The sequence below is a fragment of the Methylobacterium sp. NMS14P genome (assembly GCF_028583545.1).
In the GTDB taxonomy this organism is placed as follows: Bacteria; Pseudomonadota; Alphaproteobacteria; order Rhizobiales; family Beijerinckiaceae; genus Methylobacterium.
Map to the genome: position 1 here is coordinate 1,972,301 of NZ_CP087106.1, position 15,733 is coordinate 1,988,033.

The 15,733-nt window shown below is 73.5% G+C and carries 15 protein-coding genes; 11 read left to right on the forward strand and 4 right to left on the reverse strand.

Translation table 11 applies throughout. The features are described from left to right. Positions 1–95: 95 nt before the first annotated feature. Positions 96–1,730 (forward strand): alpha-D-glucose phosphate-specific phosphoglucomutase, encoded by a 1,635-nt coding sequence (locus tag LOK46_RS09160; RefSeq protein ID WP_273563480.1) that lies wholly within the window; start codon positions 96–98, stop codon positions 1,728–1,730. A 129-nt stretch (positions 1,731–1,859) separates the two neighbouring features. Here LOK46_RS09160 and LOK46_RS09165 read toward each other — a convergent pair whose 3' ends face one another. Continuing rightward, a complete protein-coding gene (locus LOK46_RS09165) occupies positions 1,860–2,339 on the reverse strand; it encodes a GNAT family N-acetyltransferase (protein ID WP_273563481.1) in 480 nt (159 codons plus the stop codon). Positions 2,340–2,532: 193 nt separating this feature from the next. Here LOK46_RS09165 and rpsD point away from each other — a divergent pair, with 193 nt between their 5' ends. Beyond that, positions 2,533–3,150, forward strand: a complete 618-nt coding sequence (gene rpsD / locus LOK46_RS09170) for a 30S ribosomal protein S4 (RefSeq protein ID WP_010686187.1) — start codon at positions 2,533–2,535, stop codon at positions 3,148–3,150. 110 nt (positions 3,151–3,260) lie between these two features. Here rpsD and LOK46_RS09175 read toward each other — a convergent pair whose 3' ends face one another. Continuing rightward, positions 3,261–3,566, reverse strand: coding sequence for a hypothetical protein (locus tag LOK46_RS09175; RefSeq protein WP_273563482.1), 306 nt, complete (start codon positions 3,564–3,566; stop codon positions 3,261–3,263). Positions 3,567–3,668: 102 nt separating this feature from the next. On the opposite strand from LOK46_RS09175, the gene LOK46_RS09180 reads away from it, so the two are divergent. The 5 genes from LOK46_RS09180 (at position 3,669) to LOK46_RS09200 (ending at position 7,360) form a co-directional block, all read left to right on the forward strand. Continuing rightward, positions 3,669–4,007, forward strand: a complete 339-nt coding sequence (locus tag LOK46_RS09180; protein WP_273563483.1) for a DUF2293 domain-containing protein — start codon at positions 3,669–3,671, stop codon at positions 4,005–4,007. 95 nt (positions 4,008–4,102) lie between these two features. After that, positions 4,103–4,312 (forward strand): TOBE domain-containing protein, encoded by a 210-nt coding sequence (locus tag LOK46_RS09185; protein ID WP_273563484.1) that lies wholly within the window; start codon positions 4,103–4,105, stop codon positions 4,310–4,312. A 134-nt stretch (positions 4,313–4,446) separates the two neighbouring features. Next, positions 4,447–5,511: a tRNA (adenosine(37)-N6)-threonylcarbamoyltransferase complex transferase subunit TsaD gene (gene tsaD, locus LOK46_RS09190; protein ID WP_012318726.1), complete on the forward strand. Its 1,065-nt coding sequence runs from the start codon at positions 4,447–4,449 to the stop codon at positions 5,509–5,511. Beyond that, complete coding sequence (locus LOK46_RS09195; RefSeq protein WP_273563485.1) at positions 5,508–6,365, forward strand: GNAT family N-acetyltransferase; 858 nt, start codon at positions 5,508–5,510, stop codon at positions 6,363–6,365. Before tsaD ends, LOK46_RS09195 begins: the two co-directional genes overlap by 4 nt. Next, positions 6,362–7,360 (forward strand): NAD(P)H-dependent glycerol-3-phosphate dehydrogenase, encoded by a 999-nt coding sequence (locus LOK46_RS09200; protein ID WP_273563486.1) that lies wholly within the window; start codon positions 6,362–6,364, stop codon positions 7,358–7,360. Before LOK46_RS09195 ends, LOK46_RS09200 begins: the two co-directional genes overlap by 4 nt. A 40-nt stretch (positions 7,361–7,400) precedes the next feature. On the opposite strand, the gene LOK46_RS09205 is transcribed toward LOK46_RS09200, so the two are convergent. Continuing rightward, a complete protein-coding gene (locus tag LOK46_RS09205; protein WP_273563487.1) occupies positions 7,401–9,770 on the reverse strand; it encodes an EAL domain-containing protein in 2,370 nt (789 codons plus the stop codon). Positions 9,771–9,993: 223 nt separating this feature from the next. On the opposite strand from LOK46_RS09205, the gene LOK46_RS09210 reads away from it, so the two are divergent. Next, a complete protein-coding gene (locus LOK46_RS09210; protein WP_273563488.1) occupies positions 9,994–10,410 on the forward strand; it encodes an EVE domain-containing protein in 417 nt (138 codons plus the stop codon). Between the two features lie 25 nt (positions 10,411–10,435). Here LOK46_RS09210 and LOK46_RS09215 read toward each other — a convergent pair whose 3' ends face one another. Continuing rightward, a complete protein-coding gene (locus tag LOK46_RS09215; protein WP_273563489.1) occupies positions 10,436–11,971 on the reverse strand; it encodes a sensor histidine kinase in 1,536 nt (511 codons plus the stop codon). Positions 11,972–12,254: 283 nt separating this feature from the next. Here LOK46_RS09215 and LOK46_RS09220 point away from each other — a divergent pair, with 283 nt between their 5' ends. The 3 genes from LOK46_RS09220 (at position 12,255) to LOK46_RS09230 (ending at position 15,711) form a co-directional block, all read left to right on the forward strand. Next, entirely contained in the window at positions 12,255–12,710 is a 456-nt protein-coding gene (locus LOK46_RS09220; protein ID WP_273563490.1) for a (2Fe-2S)-binding protein, read from the forward strand. A gap of 50 nt (positions 12,711–12,760) precedes the next feature. Next, positions 12,761–14,956, forward strand: coding sequence for a xanthine dehydrogenase family protein molybdopterin-binding subunit (locus LOK46_RS09225; RefSeq protein WP_273563491.1), 2,196 nt, complete (start codon positions 12,761–12,763; stop codon positions 14,954–14,956). A gap of 137 nt (positions 14,957–15,093) precedes the next feature. After that, a complete protein-coding gene (locus LOK46_RS09230) occupies positions 15,094–15,711 on the forward strand; it encodes a uracil-DNA glycosylase family protein (protein WP_273563492.1) in 618 nt (205 codons plus the stop codon). Positions 15,712–15,733 lie beyond the last annotated feature (22 nt).

Sequence of the window (15,733 nt, forward strand, 5' to 3'; positions counted from 1 at the left end):
AACCGCGTGAAAAACGCCCGCCCCTGTCGCCGGGGCTGGTGACGCCGCGCCTCCGCGCGGGCATTGAGGCGGGAGAGCCCGGGAGACGCCCGCTTATGACGACCCCGACGACCGTCGCGACCACGCCCTTCCCCGACCAGAAGCCGGGCACCTCGGGCCTGCGCAAGAAGGTGCCGGTGTTCCGGCAGCCGAACTACGTCGAGAACTTCGTCCAGGCGATCTTCGACACCCTCCCCGACAAGGCGGGCGCGACGCTGGTGCTCGGCGGCGACGGGCGCTTCCTGAACCGCGACGTGGTGCAGAAGACGCTGCGGCTGGCCGCCGGCAACGGCTTCGGCCGTGTCCTGGTCGGGCAAGGCGGCCTGCTCTCGACGCCGGCCGCTTCCTGCGTCATCCGGAAAGCGAAGGCGCTCGGCGGCATCGTCCTCTCGGCGAGCCACAACCCGGGCGGGCCGGAGGGCGATTTCGGCATCAAGTTCAACGCCGCCAACGGCGGCCCGGCGCCGGAATCCGTCACCGACGCGATCTTCGCGCGGGCCAGGGCGCTGACGGAGTACCGCCTCGTCGAGGCCCCGGACCTCGACCTCGACCGGCTCGGCGACTCCCGCCTGGGCGCCATGACGGTCACGGTCATCGACCCGGTGGCCGATTACGCCGAACTGATGCGCACGCTCATCGACTTCGACGCGGTGTCGCGCCTGTTCGCATCCGGCTTCCGCATGCGCTTCGACGCCATGAGCGCGGTGACGGGGCCGTACGCGACGGCGATCCTCGAAGGGATGCTCGGCGCCCCCGCCGGCACGGTGGTCAACGCCGTGCCGAAGGAGGATTTCGGCGGCCACCACCCGGATCCCAACCCGGTCCACTGCCACGACCTGTTCGACCTGATGCAGGGCCCGGACGCGCCGGATTTCGGCGCCGCCTCGGACGGCGACGGCGACCGCAACATGATCGTGGCGCCGGGCCTGTTCGTGACGCCGAGCGACAGCCTCGCGCTGCTCGCCGCCCACGCCCACCGGGCGCCGGGCTACGCGGGTGGCCTCGCGGGCGTCGCCCGCTCGATGCCCACGAGCCGCGCCGCCGACCGGGTCGCCGCCGCCCTCGGCATCGAGGCCTACGAGACCCCCACCGGCTGGAAGTTCTTCGGGAATCTCCTCGACGCGGGCCTGATCACCCTGTGCGGAGAGGAGAGCGCCGGCACCGGCTCGAACCACGTGCGCGAGAAGGACGGGCTCTGGGCGGTGCTGCTCTGGCTCAACATCCTCGCGGCCACCGGCGAGCGCGCCGACGCGCTGGTGCGGGCGCATTGGCGCGCCTACGGCCGCGACTACTACGCCCGCCACGACTACGAGGAGGTCGATTCCGAGGCGGCCAACGGCCTGATGGACGCGCTGCGCGAGAAGCTCGCCGGGCTGCCGGGCACGCGGATCGGCGATCTCACCGTCGCGACGGCCGACGAGTTCGCCTACCGCGACCCGGTGGACGGCTCGCTGACCGAGCGCCAGGGCATCCGGATCGGCTTCGCCGAGGACGCGCGGGCGGTGTTCCGGCTCTCGGGCACCGGCACCGCCGGGGCGACGCTGCGGGTCTACCTGGAGCGCTACGAGAACGCGCCGGACCGGCTCGACTTGGCCGTTGCCGAGGTGCTGGCCCCGGTCGCGGCCGCGGCCCGCGCGATCGCCGAGATCGAGCCGCGCACCGGAAGGCCTGAGCCGAGCGTGGTGACCTGAGGGGTGTCGGGAGACGCCCCGTCTTTGCGAGCGCAGCGAAGCAATCCAGAGGCGCCACGCTCTGCGGCGGCGCGCCACCCCGGGTCGCTTCGCTGCGCTCGCGATGACGGTAGGGCCGGCACCGATGCCTCAAACCAAGTCCTTCACCATGTGCACGGTGACGTCGTCGTCGCGGGTCCGGCCCGGTCCGTCGTAGAGCTCCTCCCGCTCCACCCGGTAGCCGAGCGCGCCGTAGAGGCGCAGGTTCGCCGTGTACTTCTTGTTGGTGTAGAGGCGCAGCCGCGCGAGCCCGGCCTCGGCCGCGGCGGCGTCGGCGCGTCCCATCAGCCGGCTGCCGAAGCCCCGGCCCTGGAAGGCCGGGTGCACCGCGACGTTGACGACCAGCAGGTAATCGGCCTCGGCCCGCGTCTCGATCAGGCCGGCGAGATCCGGGCCAGCCAGCAGCAGGTCGAAGCGGTGGTCCCGCAAAGCCTGCGCGTAGTCCGCCCGCATGGGGATCGGCAGGCGGCCGATCACCGGGATCCACTTGGTGTAGGCAGCCTCCACCAGCGCCCGGATCGCCTCCGCGTCCGCCGGCGCACCGCGCCGGAGCGCGACTGACTCGTCCATCTGACCTCTCACGGTTGACCGCGGCGCGTCCGTCCCCTAAAGACCCGCCCGTCGATGGGGCTCCGCACGGGGCCCCGTCGCGTTTTCACGCGCACCCGTGGGCGGGATCCTCCCGCCCTGTCGTCCCGGACCGCGAAGGGCCGGGAAAAGGAGGGCGCGTTCCTCATTCTCGTCACGAGAGGACGCGGAAGATATGTCGAAGCGGATTCAGGCGAAGCACAAGCTCGACCGCCGCATGGGCCAGAACATCTGGGGCCGCCCGAAGAGCCCCGTCAACCGCCGCGAGTACGGCCCCGGCCAGCACGGCCAGCGCCGCAAGGGCAAGATGAGCGACTTCGGCACGCAGCTGCGCGCCAAGCAGAAGCTCAAGGGCTACTACGGCAACATCACCGAGAAGCAGTTCCGCCGCTACTACGCCGAGGCGATCCGCCTGCGCGGCGATTCCGGCGAGAACCTCGTCGGCCTGCTCGAGCGCCGCCTCGACGCCGTGGTCTACCGGGCGAAGTTCGTCGCGACCCCGTTCGCCGCGCGCCAGTTCGTCAACCACGGGCACGTCAAGGTCAACGGCGTCCGCGTCAACATCCCGAGCTACCAGGTGAAGGCCGGCGACCTAATCGAGGTCAAGGAGTCGTCCCGCCAGCTCGAGATCGTCATCGTGGCGACCCAGCTCTCCGAGCGCGACGTGCCGGACTACATCGAGGCCGACCACGCCAAGATGACCGCCCGCGTCACCCGTATCCCCAGCCTGTCCGAGGTGCCCTACCCGGTGCAGATGGAGCCGAACCTCGTCATCGAGTTCTACTCCCGCTGATCCTGTCGCCTCGGCGACCGACGGAGGGGCTGCCCGTTCGGGCGGCCCCTTCGCGTTTCGAGGACCCTGTCCCGAAGGCCGGCGACCGGGGCCAGGGCGAAGCGCGGGCCTCAGCAGCCGTGGCAGATCGAGCCCATCGTGTGCCGCATCTTGCTGTCCCAGGCCTTCGAGCGGGCCTCGGCGGCCTTCTGAGCCTTGATCATCTCGGCCTGGTTCACGGGCTGCGGCAGTCCGGTGACCGCGGCGTTGCCCGGCGGCTTGGTCTGGACCATGGGGGTCACCCGGCGACCGCCCACGATGGGGCCGGCCGGGGTGGCGGCAGGGCCGGGGCCCGCGCCCGGAGCCGGGCTCTGGGCCAGCGCCGGCGTCGCCCCGAGCAGAAGGCCGAGAAGCAGCACGGGACGAAGAATTGCCATGGACCTGGTCTCCCCGGCGGAGGATCCTGTGCCGGCCCCGCCTCATCTGGCGGCGATCCTACCCGATCACACCTTTAAAATCATGCCGATGGCAGATCCCCGGTGAGCGCCGGTCCGCCCCTGAACCGCCGGGAGGCCGTCGCCGCGGCCCTGGCCCGCCTCGCGCCGCGCCTGCCGGACTTCGAGGCGGAGGCCGCTCTCGACCGGGCGCTGGCGAGTCCCGGCCTGCGCCGGGCCGCCCCCGAGACGGCGGCCCGCCTCGCCCTCGTGACCTACGCGCGCCACGTCTTCACCGATTACGACGAACTCCTGGCCGACGGCTACGACCGGGACAGCGCCCGGCACTTCGTCCTCGACGACCTGAACGCCGCGCTCGCCGCCTGGGGTGCCGCGCCGGTCCCCGAGGACGAGCCCGGCGAGCCCGAGGCCGATCCGCGCTGAGGTGGTCGCGCCGGGCTCCGCCATGCTGTAGGAGACCGGCCCGGGGCCGCCCCGCGATCCGTTCCGGTGCCGCTCATGGAGATTGGCAGAAGACCATGAAGATCAGCGCGCGCAACGTCCTCAAGGGTACGGTCGTCTCGGTGGAGAAGGGGGCGACCACCTCCCACGTGAAGATCGAGATCAGCCCCGGCCAGGTGGTCACCGCCTCGATCACCAACGAGGCCGTCGAGGCCCTCAAGCTCGTCGCCGGCGGTCCCGCCTACGCGGTGATCAAGGCCTCCGACGTCATGGTCGCCGTCGACTGACGACGGTTCGCGCGCCGCCCTCCGGGGACGGAGGGCGGCGCGCATCCACCACGCTCCGGGCCCGGGCGGGGGCCGGCCGCCTTCGCGCCGCCGCCGCCGCCGGATAGGATGAGTCCGGACAAGGAGTTCCGCGCGTGCAGAAGACCGTGCTCGGCATCGAGACCACCTGCGATGAGACCGCCGCCGCCGTGGTGTCGATCGACGAGGATGGCGTCGCTCAGATCCGCGCCAACGAGGTGCTCAGTCAGATCGCCGAGCACGCGGCCTACGGCGGCGTCGTGCCGGAGATCGCCGCCCGCGCCCATGTCGAGGTGCTCGACCGACTGATCGCCCGCGCCCTTGACCGGGCCGGGACCGGCTTCCGGGACCTCGACGGCATCGCGGTGGCGGCCGGGCCCGGGCTGATCGGCGGCGTGCTGGTCGGCCTCGTCACCGCCAAGACCCTGGCGCTCGTGACCCGCAAGCCCCTGCTCGCCGTCAACCACCTCGAGGCCCACGCCCTCACGGCGCGGCTCACCGACGGCATCGCCTTCCCCTACCTGCTGCTCCTGGTCTCGGGCGGCCACACCCAGCTCGTGGCCGTGCGCGGCGTGGGCGACTACGTGCGCCTCGGCTCCACCGTCGACGACGCTATCGGCGAGGCCTTCGACAAGGTCGCCAAGCTCCTGGGCCTCGGCTATCCCGGCGGCCCCGAGGTCGAGCGCGCGGCGGAGGCCGGCGATCCCGAGCGCTTCGCCCTGCCCCGGCCGATGCTCGGCCGCCGCGAGGCCGACTTCTCCCTCTCGGGCCTCAAGACCGCCGTGCGGATCGAGGCCGAGCGGATCGCCCCGCTGGCCGAGCGCGACGTCGCCGATCTCTGCGCGAGCTTCCAGGCCGCCGTGGTCGACGTGGTGGTGGACCGCGCCCGGGTCGCCCTGCGCGCCTTCTCGGACGTGGCCGGACGCCCCACCGCCCTGGTGGCGGCGGGGGGCGTGGCGGCCAACGGCGCCGTCCGGCGGGCGCTGGCGTCCCTCGCGGGCGAGGCGGGCCTGAGCTTCGTGGCGCCGCCCCTGCCCCTCTGCGGCGACAACGGCGCGATGATCGCCTGGGCCGGGCTGGAGCGCCTGCGCCTCGGGCTGGTGGACGACCTCACCGCCCCGGCGCGGCCCCGCTGGCCGCTGGCGGCCGCCCCGGCCCGCGCGGCGGTCCCGGCCGGATGAGCGCGGCGGACCGGCGCGCGCACTGGCGGGACCTGGTGGAGCGCCGCCTGCCCGAGGCCGCCCGGCCGGGCTGGCCGGTGCGGCTGGACCATTGCTTCGCCCGCATCCTCCTGGACCAGGCCTGCGGCGGCGCCTGGCGCGACCATGTCCGCCCGCCCGCTTACGCCACCATGCCCCTCGAGCAGCTGGAGCTGGCGATCGCGCTCGGCGAGGCGGTGCTCGCCGGTCACGCGGATCTCGCCCTCCTCAACCGCCGGTCGCTCGCGTGGCGCGGCAAGATCGCCGTCGCGCCGGTGCCGAGGGCTCTCCGCGACGGCGACCTGACCCTGCGCCGCTGGTGCCCGGAGGACGCGGCGCCGTTCGCGGCGCTCAACGCCGATCCGGCGGTGATGGCCCACTTTCCCCGGACCCGGACCGCGACGGAGAGCGAAGCCGAGGCCGGTCTCCTCGACCGCCGCTTCGTGGCGGACGGGTTCGGCCCCTGGGCGCTGGAGCACGCGGGCCGGTTCGTCGGCTTCGCCGGGGCGATGCGGATCCTGCGGCCCCTGCCCTTCCCGGGCGGCGACCGGCCCGGCTCGACGGTCGAGCTGGCATGGCGCCTCGCGCGGGATGCCTGGGGCCGCGGCTTCGCCACGCGCGCCGCGCGGCTCGCCCGCGCCGACCTCGCCGGGCGCTGCGGGATCCGGAGCGTCGTGGCCTTCACGGCGGCCGGCAACGGCCGCTCCCGCGCCGTGATGGAGCGCCTCGGCATGCGGTTGGCCGGGACATTCCCGCATCCGGCGGTGCCGGCGGGGCCGCTGCGCGACCACGTGCTCTACCGGCTGGACTGCGCCGAAAGGGAGGAAGCGGCATGAGCGCCGAGACCCCGATCAACGTCGTCGGCGGCGGTGCCTGGGGCACGGCGCTGGCCAACGCCGCCGCCGGGGCCGGCCATCCCGTCACCCTCTGGCTGCGCGACGCGGGGGCCGCCGCCGCCCTCCAGGCCCAGCGGGAGAACCCGCGCTACCTGCCGGGCGTGCCGCTCCACCCGGCGATCCGGGCGACCGGCGATGCCGCCGCCCTGGCGGGTGGACGGGCGACGCTCCTGGTCGTGCCCGCCCAGACCGTGCGCGGCGTGCTCGAATCCCTGCGCGAGCCCCTGGCGACGGCCGGGCCGGTCATCCTCTGCGCCAAGGGGATCGAGCGCGGCAGCGACAGCTTCATGAGCGCGGTGGCCGAGCAGGTCCTGCCGCCGGGGGCGCCCGTGGCGGTCCTGTCCGGCCCGAGCTTCGCCATCGACGTCGCCCGCGGCCTGCCCACGGCCGTGACCCTGGCGGCGTCCGATGCCGGCCGCGCCGCGGCCCTGAGCGCCCTGCTGTCGGGCCCGAGCTTCCGCCTCTACCACACCGACGACGTGCGCGGCGTCGAGATCGGCGGCGCCGGCAAGAACGTGCTCGCCATCGCCTGCGGGATCGTGGCCGGGCGCGGGCTCGGCGAGAGCGCCCGGGCGGCGCTCATCGCCCGGGCCTTCGCCGAGTTGATGCGCTTCGCCCGCACCTTCGGCGGGCGGCCCGAGACGCTGATGGGCCTCTCCGGCCTCGGCGATCTCGTGCTCACCGCCTCCTCGCCGCAATCGCGCAACTTCGCCTTCGGCCAGCGCCTCGGCGCCGGGGCGAGCCCGGCCGAGGCCGCGGGCGGCAAGCTCGCCGAGGGGGCGTTCACGGCCGCGGCGCTCGCCGGGCTGGCCGCCGCCAGGGGCATCGAGATGCCGGTGGCGGCGGCCGTCGCCGCCATCGTGGCCGGTACGGCCAGCGTCGACGACGTGATCGCCGGCCTGCTGGCCCGGCCGCTGCGCGGGGAGACCGACTGAGCGCCGGCCCCGGCCCGCAACCCGTGGCCCGCGGCCCCTGTCACGCCACCGAGGCCGCCTCCGGCGGGACAGCGTGGCCGTGGGTGTGGGCCGAGAAGCGCGCGATCGGTGCCGGCCGGCCCAGCAGGTAGCCCTGGGCGAGGGGGCACTGCGCGTCGGCCAGGAAGGACAGCTCCTCGGCGGTCTCCACGCCCTCCGCCACCACGGCGAGCCCGAGGCCGCGCCCCAGCCCCAGGACCGAGCGCACGATCGCGGCCCCCTGCGGGTTGCTGTGGACCGCCTTGATGAACGAGCCGTCGATCTTGATCCGGTCGAACGGGAAGGAGCGCAGGTTCGACAGCGACGAGTAGCCGGTGCCGAAATCGTCCATGGCGATCCGCACGCCGAGGGCCTTGAGCTGCCGCAGGGTGAGGAGCGCCCGGGCCGGGTCCCGGATCAGCGCGGTCTCGGTGATCTCGATCTCCAGGCGCTCCGCTTTCAGCCCGGACTCGTACAGGGTGCCGTGGACGAACTGGACGAAGAGCGGGTTGTGGAGCTGCACCGCCGAGACGTTGACGGCGATCGCCAGCGGGTTCGGCCAGCCGGCCGCCGCCCGGCAGGCTTCCCGCAGCACCCAGGCGCCGATCTCCAGGATCGCCCCGGTCTCCTCGGCGATCGGCACGAACACGGCCGGGGAAATGCTGCCCCTGGCCGGATGGCGCCAGCGCAGCAGCGCCTCGAAGCCCGTGACCGTGCCGGACTCGATCTGGCTCTGCGGCTGGTAGACGAGCTCCAGCTCGCCCCGCGCCACCGCGTGGCGGAGGTTGTGCTCGAGCTGGCGCCGGTCGCGGATCTCCGCGCCCATGCTGGCGTCGTAGCGCCGGCAGGTGCCGCGCCCCTCGTTCTTGGCCCGGTAGAGGGCGGCGTCGGCGTGGCTCAGGAGCGCGCGCTGGTCCGCGGCGTCGTCGGGATAGACCGCGACGCCGATGCTGGTGGCGATCACCGGGCCGGAGGCGGCCGGCACCGCCGCCAGGGTGGCGAGGATCCGCTCGGCCAGCCGCTCGGCGGATCCGTCCGCCTGCGGCGTCAGGATGGCGAACTCGTCGCCGCCGAGCCGCGCCATCAGCTGCCTGGGATCGAGGAGGCCGCCGACCCGGAGCGCGAGGTCGCGCAGCATCGCGTCGCCGGCCGCGTGCCCGAACAGGTCGTTGACCTCCTTGAAGCGGTCGAGGTCGAGGCACAGCACCGCGAGCCGGCCGCCCTGGACGTCCGCGGCGCGCATCTCGCGCTCGAGCCGCGCGTGGAAGCTCGTGCGGTTGGCGAGACCGGTGAGCGCGTCGTGGTGGGCGAGGTAGTGGATCTCGCTCTCGGCCCGGCGCCGGGCGCGCAGGTCGCGCACCGCCACGGCGTGGTGCGGCAGGCGCCCGTACTCGGCGACCGGGCGCATGATCACCTCCACCGGGATGGGGGCGCCCCCCGCCGGGACGAGCTCGGTCTCCAGGGGCTGGTCGGCCGTCCCGGCGCCGGGCACGAGGTCCGGCAGGTAGGCGTTCAGGCTCCGGCCCGTCAGGAGGGCCGCCTCCAGGCCCGCGAGCCGGGCGAAGGCCTCGTTGGCGCTGACGATCTCGCCGCCGCGGCAGACGACGAGGCCCTCCACGGCCGCGTTGGCGAGGCTGCGCAGGCGCTCGCGCTCGAGATCGGCGCGGCGGCGCTCCCGCAGGTCGACCATCAGGGCGGCGCCGGCGAGCAGCAGGATCAGGCAGCTCGCCACCGCCACGGCCGCGGCGAGCCACCCGGTCCGGATCGCGCCCGAAGGGATCGCCACCGCGGGGTCGGGATGGAGGGTCACCGCGCCCATGCCGGTGAAGTGGTGGCCGCAGATCGCCAGGATCAGCAGCGCGGCGCCGCCGTACCGGCCCCGGACCGTGGTGGCCGACAGGCCGACCACCAAGGCGGCGGCGCCGAGTCCCGCGCCGAGGCCGACCGAGACCACAACCAGCGCGGGGCTCCAGGCGAGGTGCCCCGCCACCTGATAGGCGGCCATGCCGGTGTAGTGCATCGTCGCGATGCCGCCGCCGACCACGGCGCCGCCCAGGCCCGCCTGGACCGCCCGGCCGGACGCGGCCAGGGCGAAGCCGAGCCCGGTGATCGCGACGGCGTCCACGTAGGAGAGGAGCGTCAGCCCGACGCCGTAGCCGGACGGCAGCCCCGGCTCGAAGGCGAGCATCGCCAGGAAATGCGTCGCCCAGATCCCCGATCCCCCGGCGGCGGCGGCCACCGCGAGCCAGGCGTAGCGGCCGCGGCCGCCGGTCCGGCCGGCATGGGTGAGCAGCTCGATCGCGGTGCCGCTCGCCAGCGCGCAGACGAGGGCCGCGAGGCCTACCAGCCACAGGTTGTGTTCCCCGGCAAAACAACCGATGACTGAGAACATATATGCAACCGGTAATTGGTATGTGGCGAATGATACGGCTATTGGCATGCAGAATTTAAAATTTGCCCAAGAATTGCGATAGAACTATGCGGCGTTTTACGCAGGTTCTGCTTGGCCGGCGGTGCCGCGCGCGGCCGGGGCCGGGCCGGCCTGTCCCCGGGGGGCGAAGCTGGGCTATGGCGGGGCGTGCCGCCCGGCCGGGCGGTCTACTGGGACTTCAGCGATGGCGTACTGGCTGTTCAAATCCGAGCCCGCGACCTGGTCGTGGGATCAGCAGGTCGCCGCCGGGGAGGCCGGCACGCACTGGAACGGCGTGCGCAACCACCTCGCCAAGAAGCAGCTGATGGCCATGCGGGTCGGCGAGCAGGGCTTCTTCTACCACTCGAACGAGGGCAAGGCGGTGGTCGGCATCGTGGCGGTGATCCGCGCCTACTATCCCGACCACACCGACGAGACCGGCCGCTTCGGCATGGTCGACGTCAAGGCCGTGCGGGCGATGCAGAGCCCGGTGACGCTCGAGGCGATCAAGGCCGATCCGGCGCTCGCCGACATGGTGCTGGTCAACAATTCGCGGCTGTCGGTGCAGCCGGTGACCGAGGCCGAGTGGGCGCGGGTCTGCGCGCTCGGCGGTCTCGGCTGAGCCGGGCGCGCCGCCGACGGGCGGCTCAGGCGGCGCGGTTGAGGGGGCCGCGCACGGGGCCCATGAATTCCGGCTCGACGTCGACCGGCGGCAGCGTGTCCATGACCCGGGCGGCCGGCAGGGTCACCACCACCTCGGTGCCCTCGCGGGGCTTGGACGACAGCTGGAACTGCCCGCCGTGCAGCTCCACCAAGCCCTTCACGATCGGGAGGCCGAGGCCGGAGCCCTGCTCGGCAGTCTTGATCGCGAGCGAGCCGCGCCCGAACGACGACAGGACCGTGCCGAGCTCGTCCTCGGGGATGCCCGGACCGCTGTCCTTCACCGACACGTACTGCCCGCCCGAGGCGGTCCAGCCGACCTTCAGCCAGATCTCGCCGCCCGGGGGCGTGAACTTCACGGCGTTCGACAGCAGGTTCAGGACGATCTGGCGCAGCGCCCGCTCGTCGGCCCAGAGTCGCGGCAGCGAGCCGTCGACGAGGTCGTGGAAGGTCTGGTTCTTCGCCTTGGCCCGCAGGCCCATCATGTGGCGGCACTCCTCGACCACGTGGGCGAGCTGCACCGGCTCCTCGTTGAGCTCGTAGCGCCCCGCCTCGATCCGCGACAGGTCGAGGATCTCGTTGATCAGGTTCAGGAGGTGCATCCCGCTGTCGTGGATGTCGTGCGAGTACTCGCGGTAGGACGGCGCCGTGTGGGTGCCGAAGACCTCGTTCTTCATCACCTCCGAGAAGCCCAGGATGGCGTTGAGCGGCGTGCGCAGCTCGTGGCTCATCGTGGCGAGGAAGCGCGACTTGGCGAGGTTGGCCTCCTCGGCCCGGCGCCGGGCCTCGTCCGAGTTGGCCTTGGCCTGCTCCAGCTCGCCGAACACCGCGTCCTTCTCGGCGCGGGAGCGCAGGGCGCCGACCGTCGAGGTGTAGAGGCGGCGGGACAGGCCGAGGAAGAAGACCTGCGCGCCGCCGGCCATCACCACCAGCATCAGCAGGTCCATCCCGCGGGAGAAGGCCGCGAGCGAGGCGGTGGCGAGGGCGAGCGGCACCAGGGCGGCGATGGCGGCGAGCGGCACCGTCGCGGCCAGCATGGTGGTGACCGCGGCGGCGATGACCAGGCCGAACAGCGCGAAGGTCCAACCGCCGGTGGTGCCGAGCCCGATCATCGCGGCCCACGACAGGCTCTGCAGCACCTCGCCGATCAGGAAGCGGCGCCGCCAGCGGGCGAGCGGGATCGTCGCCGGGTCGGCGCGGAGGAAGCGCCGGCTCAACGTCGTGTTGAGCGTGATCATCAGGAAGACGCCGAGCGCCCAGGCCGCCGCCACCGGCGGCGCGATCCAGAAGGTCGCCGCCGCGGCCAGCGCCGCCGCGAACCCCGCCAGCGGGATGCCCGCGCCGACCCGGTACTGGGCGTAGTGGCGCAGCAGCTCGTAGTCGAAGGCCCGCTCCAGGCCGGTCTGCGAGGTCAGCTTCTCGCGGGCCGAGCGGATCTCGCGGGCAACCCCGAGGCGGCGCGCCGCCTCCTCCGTCGAGGGGCCGCGACCGCGCTGGACCATCTCGACGGTGAGATCGGGCATGCGCGTCTTGAAACTCGGCTCGAATGCGCGGACGGGCGGCGGTGGCGGGGAAGCACTCCGTGAGGATGGGGCGGATGTGTTAAGAAGCGGCTGCCGACATCCCTTCAATCTTAAGCATCGCGGGCTGTATCGAGACTGTCGTGCCGCCGGATCGACGTGCGGTGCCGCACATCGGGCCCGGGCCCGCGCCCGCTAGTCTGGCGCGTAGGCCGCTTGCCCGAGCGCGGCCGCACGCCGCCATCCGGGCCGCCCGGACACGCGCGTCGAGAGAGGGTCGCCGACCATGCCGAATCTCACCGTCAACGGCGTCGCGCACGCGATCGACGCCGATCCCGACATGCCCCTGCTCTGGGTGCTGCGCGATCGGCTCGACGCCACCGGCACCAAGTACGGCTGCGGCATCGCGCAGTGCGGCGCCTGCACGGTCCATCTCGACGGCCAGCCGGTCCGTGCCTGCCAGACGCGGATCGGTGACGTCGGCACCGCGCAGGTGACGACCATCGAGGGCGTGTCGGGCCGGGTGGCCGAGGCCGTTCAGGCGGCGTGGCGCAAGCTCGACGTGGTCCAGTGCGGCTACTGCCAGTCCGGCCAGATCATGTCGGCCATCGGCCTGCTCTCGGGCAACGCCAAGCCGACCGACGCCGACATCGACGGCGCCATGGACGGCAACATCTGCCGCTGCGGCACCTATCAGCGCATCCGCGCGGCGATTCACGAAGCCGCGCGCAGCCTCGCCTGATCGGCCTGACGCCTCACCTTCCCCGCGGTCCCGACCGGAGCCTCGCCGCCATGCTGAACGCCCGTCGACCGAATCCCCTGCCCGTCCGTCCCAGCCGCCGCGGCCTGCTCGCGGGCGCCGGCGCCCTCGTGGTCGCGTTCCGGCTCGACCCGAAACCCGCGCGCGCCGCGCCCGGACCGAACCTCGCCGACGTGAAGGCGCAGCCCAACGCCTTCGTGCGGATCGGCGCGGACGACACCGTCACGGTGGTGATCAAGCACCTCGACATGGGCCAGGGGAACACGACCGGGCTCGCCACGATCCTGGCCGACGAGCTCGGCGCCGACTGGGCGAAGGTCCGCACCGAGTTCGCCCCCGCCGACGCGACGCTCTACAACAACACCCTGATGGGCCCGATCCAGGGCACCGGCGGCTCGACCGCGGTGGCCAATTCCTGGTTCCAGCTGCGCAAGGCCGGCGCGGCCGCCCGCGAGATGCTGATGGCGGAGGCCGCCTTCCGCTGGAAGGTGCCGGTCTCCGAGATCACGGTCGCCGACAATCTCGTGCGCCACGCCCCGTCCGGCCGGCAGGCCCGGTTCGGCGAGCTCGCGGCCTCGGCGGCCTCGCTGCCGGTGCCCTCCGAGCCGCGGCTCAAGGACCCGAGCGAGTGGACGCTGATCGGCCAGAGGGTGCCGCGCCTCGATTCCGTCGCCAAGACCAACGGCACGGCGGTCTACTCCCTCGACATCCGCCGCCCGAACCAGGTCACGGCGGTCGTGGCCCGGGCGCCGCGCTTCGGCGCCACCGTGAAGAGCTTCGACGCCGCGGCCGCCCGCAAGGTCGCGGGCGTGCTCGACGTCGTGCAGGTGCCGACCGGCGTGGCGGTGATCGCCCGCGACACGTGGTCGGCCATGAAGGGCCGCGAGGCGCTCACGGTCGCGTGGGACGACAGCACCGCCGAGACCCGCTCGTCCGACGCGATCCTGGCCGAGTACCGCGAGCGCGCCAAGGGCCCCGGCCTGACGGCGTCCGAGCGCGGCGACCCGCAGGCGGCGCTCAAGGGCGCCGCCAAGGTCGTCGAGGCCGAGTTCACCTTCCCCTACCTCGCCCACGCGGCGATGGAGCCCTTGAACGCCACGATCGATAAGGGGTCCGACGGCGGCTACGACGTCTACGCGGGCTTCCAGTTCCAGACCGTCGAGCAGGCCACCATGGCGGCGATCCTCGGCGTGACGGCCGACCGGGTCCGGCTGCACAGCAACTGGGCCGGCGGCTCGTTCGGGCGCCGGGCGACGCCCACCGCCGACTACCTCGCGGAAGCGGCCACCGTCTTCAAGGCGTCCGGCGAGAAGGCCCCCGTGCACCTCGTCTGGACCCGCGAGGACGACATGGCCGGCGGCTACTACCGCCCGACCGTGCTGCACAGGGTCCGGGCCGGCATCGACGGCAGGGGCGCGGTGGTCGGCTGGGACCACGTCATGGTCGGCAAGTCGATCATGATCGGCTCGCCCTTCGAGGCGATGATCGTCAAGAACGGCATCGACGCCACCACCGTCGAGGGCGCCTCCGACACCGCCTACGCGCTGCCGGCCTACCGGTTCGGCGTCCATAACGGCCGCGAGGGCGTGCCGGTCTTGTGGTGGCGCTCGGTCGGCCACACCCACACGGCCCACGTGATGGAGGTGATGATCGACGAGCTGGCCCATGCCGCCAACGTCGATCCGGTGGCCTACCGGCTGTCCATCCTGACCCAGGCGCCGCGGCTGTCCGGCGTGCTCAAGCTCGCCGCCGAGAAGGCCGGCTGGAGCGCCAAGCCGCAGGACCAGGGCCGCGGCCTCGGGGTGGCGGTCCACGAATCCTTCGGCTCCTACGTCGCCATGGTGGCCGACGTCACGGCGCACGACGCCGCGATCCGCGTCAACCGGATCGTGGCGGCGGTGGATGTCGGCGTTCCGGTCAACCCGGACGTGATCCGCGCGCAGGTCGAGGGCGCGGTGGGCTTCGCCCTGTCGGCGGTGCTGCGCAACTGCATCACCCTCAAGGACGGGCAGGTGCAGGAGCACAATTTCGACGCCTACGAGCCGACCCGGATGAGCGAGATGCCGAAGGTGGAGGTGCACATCGTGCCGAGCCAGGCGGCGCCGACCGGGATCGGTGAGCCGGGCGTGCCCGTGCTCGGGCCGTCGATCGCCAACGCGGTCTTCGCCGCGACCGGCCGGCGCCTGCGCTCCCTGCCGCTCGACCTCTCCGGCGTGAAGGGCGCGTGAGGAAACGCACGTTCCGCCGGCCCGGATCGGCGTAGGAAGGGTGGGCCTTCCCCCCAAGGCAAGAGACCCGACTGACGACGGCGCGGCGCGACACCGCGCCGTTTCTTTTTCGCGCGCCGCGACGCCATCTCCGGGCCATGCCCGCCTTCGACGACACCGCCGCGCGCCTGCGCGCCTGCCGCCTCTGCCGCGACACGCCGCGCTACGGGCCGCCCCTGCCCCAGGAGCCCCGGCCGATCGTGCAGGGCTCGGCCACGGCCCGCCTGTGCATCGCCAGCCAGGCCCCCGGCACCCGCGCCCACCGCACCGGCCAGCCGTTCACCGACCCGTCGGGCGTGCGGCTGCGGTCCTGGCTCGGGCTCGACGCGGCGCAGTTCTACGACGCCGCCCGGGTGGCCATCGTGCCGATGGGGTCGTGCTTCCCCGGCCTCGACGCCAAGGGCGGCGACCGGCCGCCCCGCCGGGAATGCGCCGAGCGCTGGCGGGACGAGCTGTTCGCCGGCCTGCCGGACCTCGCGCTGATCCTGGTGATCGGCCAGTACGCGCAAGCTTGGCATCTGGGAAAGATGGACGGCGGCCTCACCGGCACGGTGCGGCGCTGGCGCGAGATCCTGGCCGAGCCGCGCCGCCCCCGGGTCCTGCCCCTGCCGCACCCGTCCTGGCGCAACAACGGCTGGCTCAAGCGCGAGCCCTGGTTCGAGGCGGAACTGCTGCCGGTGCTGCGCGCCGAGGTGGCGCGGGTGATGGCGGGGTGAGGGGCCGTCGGGGTCTCGTCCA